Raw genomic sequence first — 2,712 nt, forward strand, 5'->3', positions numbered from 1 at the left:
CCATCACTTGAAGTAACGGACATCACTTTGGACACCGGCTGCAGCTCTGTCCATGCGGCCACGAAATGACGCTTACGGCCGGGCTGACGAGCGCGCGGGAGAGCTGGCGAAGATCGCTGACGAGCGGGGCGTCGCGGGCCAGCAGTGCGAGCGCAGTTATGACGCGTTGATCGGCGACGCGCAAGCCAATCTGCTGCAATAACGCGCCCTCGACGCTGGGTGTTTGTGGATATCGGGGCATTTCCCCCGGTATCCTCGCGCGGCCCAGATCAGTTTGGCGACCGATTGCGCTGATGAATTATGGCGATTCGGTGTTGTGGAGGGGCTCTTTGGGTAAATTTTCGCACTAAATGGATCGGTGGTGGTGGAAATATAGTGCTGAAAGAAATATAACAAATACCCGACACAAATTACAAATTGACTACTTGCAAGTCAAATTTTGTTCAATGTCGCTCCTTGCGAGAGTTGTCCATGCTATTCTCGTACGAAGAATAAATTTTACCGGTGCCCCTTCGAGCATTCGGTAAATTTGTGATAACTCGGCAACCTATATCGTACGGCCTTCGATGTTGGCTGAGGAGGACTCCGTTGCCGAGCTTTGCTGCGATATTGGTTAATCTCGTGGCGGAAGTGTGCGATGCGAGTAGAGGCGCGCGTTTAAAGCCATCGTGATTATTTATGACTGTAAATTGAGTTGAGGGGCGGGTGGAATATAAAGATGGTATTTCCAAATGGAAGGTCGCATTCTTTTTGGTTTTGAGTGGCCGTTCGTATGGGGCGGTCCCCGTGGCCAAATGGAAACAATTGTTGCTATCGCTGTCATTGGTTTGGGTGATCTCGTCTCCCGTTTTCACATATTATTTATCAATTCCGTATCAGGGATCCATTCCCGAGGAAGGTGCGGTATTGAAGATGACTGGAAAGCTCATCTATGGGTTTAAGAAAGAAGGTGGGAATAATTCACTTCAAGCCGTACTTGTGAGAGACGGCAGCAGTCCAGTTGAGTTTCAAGACCCAATGGGAATGGAGGCTGTTCGGTCATGGGAGCGAAAAACAGGATCTGATAGTGTCTATGTTGAGGGATTTTTTTTGCGTGACGGCGATGGTTTATTTTGGCCGACTTTTATTTCCTCTCGGGATGGTATCCTGTTATTGTCACGCAAAGAGCAACTTCATAAATTAAGTGTTGCGCGCGCTCCGTTTGGTAGGCTTTTGTTGTTAATGTACGGTTTGGCTATTCCGATGTGGATTGTTTCAATAATCAATGTTCGAAAATTCAAAAATCTGATTGGGGGTTGAATATGGGCACTGTTACCACTGCGCAAGGAGCTGCGGCGCTTACGAATTTTCTTGTTGGTGGAGCGACAAGTTTTGGTGATGCCGCAAATGCCACATCGCAAGCCTTAAGTGCGACAAATACGCCGGATCGAGTGATTAACGCGGTAGGCGCTACTGCAGACGTGGCAGGGATTGGGGCTACGGGTGTTCAAATAATTCAACAATTTGCATCGAATTCGACAGAGGCAGGAATACTTGCAGGGGCAACGGCATCAGTATCGGCACAGTTGACGGTTGCTGCGAATAGTGCATCGATCCTAAAAACTCTGCTGCAAAACGGATATCAAAATATTACGGCTAGTCAAATTGATGCTCTGGCGGGTTCGATGCTGGCTAGCGGCTCGCTTATAGCTGAGCCTCAAACGGCAATTATTCTTGGAGTCTTGTCGGCAGGCATGATTGCGTTTGGTTGGTCGAAACAGGCAAATAATACGACGGTTGGAAATGTGCTATCTGAAATCAAAAATATAGCTCAGAGTTATTATTCTAAGTTGTCAGATGGGGATCAGGCTACATTCGCAAATAATTTGTCGAGTTCGATACAATCAGTTCTCTCTGGAGGGATGCTGGTTCCTCAGATTAATACATCTGGGCAGATTTCGGGATATGAAGTTGATATTCCAACCGGTGTGATTCCGCAGTCTGATGGTAGTACGCTCTATACATTTTCATCCGGAGTCACCTTTTCTCAGGCTGGATCGAAGCAGATTGGGCCGTTGCAGGAGTCTGCCAACACGGGTGAAAATGTATGGACTATTCCACAGTCTGCGACGAACTCGGTGAAATTGGATCTTTTCTCGGATGGTAGCTATTCAAATAGCTTCGCTGATTCGACGACGAATACTGATGTCGCGGAAGTTTATATCGCAGGTCCAGCTGGAAATTATTCGGTTTCCGGGGCTGGTGGAGCGACTTTCATTAGGGATGTCGGTAATGGTAACAATGTGAATGTAGCTGCGAGCAGCTTTATCGGAATCCAAGGGGACAACGATACTGCAAACGCATCCAGCTCTAGAGTCCAAGTCGCAAGTAACGTGTCAGCAAATGTCGTTGGTGACGGCAACGGGGTAACGGAAAATGCTGGCGACAGTCTGGGAGTGTATGGCGGCGCCAACGTGATCAACGCCGTAGCGGGAGCGATGACAGCGCTTGGTAATACCAACGGGGCGTTCGATACGGTCAACGCGAATGGCGATGCGTTCGGTGGTACGACGGCTAACGGTCAAGGCACCGGGATCTGGATGGACGTCAACACACAGGCCAATGTCAGCGGCAACAACAACGGTATCCACTTGAATGCCGGTGACAGCATGGGCGCGGCCGGTGGCGGGAACACGATCAGCACGGTGGCGGGCGCATTGGCGTATATAACCG

At 49.5% G+C, this 2,712-nt stretch carries 2 protein-coding genes and 1 pseudogene; all 3 read left to right on the forward strand.

What is annotated here, in order from left to right:
* Positions 1-76: 76 nt before the first annotated feature.
* A pseudogene (locus J8I35_RS30770) lies at positions 77-202 on the forward strand (DUF2514 family protein); the annotation flags it as partial.
* A 503-nt stretch (positions 203-705) separates the two neighbouring features.
* The gene (locus J8I35_RS30775) at positions 706-1,299 is read left to right on the forward strand and encodes a hypothetical protein (RefSeq protein WP_209928698.1); all 594 of its coding nucleotides are present in this window, start codon (positions 706-708) and stop codon (positions 1,297-1,299) included.
* Positions 1,300-1,301: 2 nt separating this feature from the next.
* The coding region (locus tag J8I35_RS30780) for a hypothetical protein (RefSeq protein WP_209928699.1) at positions 1,302-2,712 on the forward strand (1,411 nt) is incomplete at its 3' end.

Origin of the sequence: Burkholderia sp. CpTa8-5 (assembly GCF_017815045.1) — a bacterium.
In the GTDB taxonomy this organism is placed as follows: domain Bacteria; phylum Pseudomonadota; class Gammaproteobacteria; order Burkholderiales; family Burkholderiaceae; genus Burkholderia; species Burkholderia sola.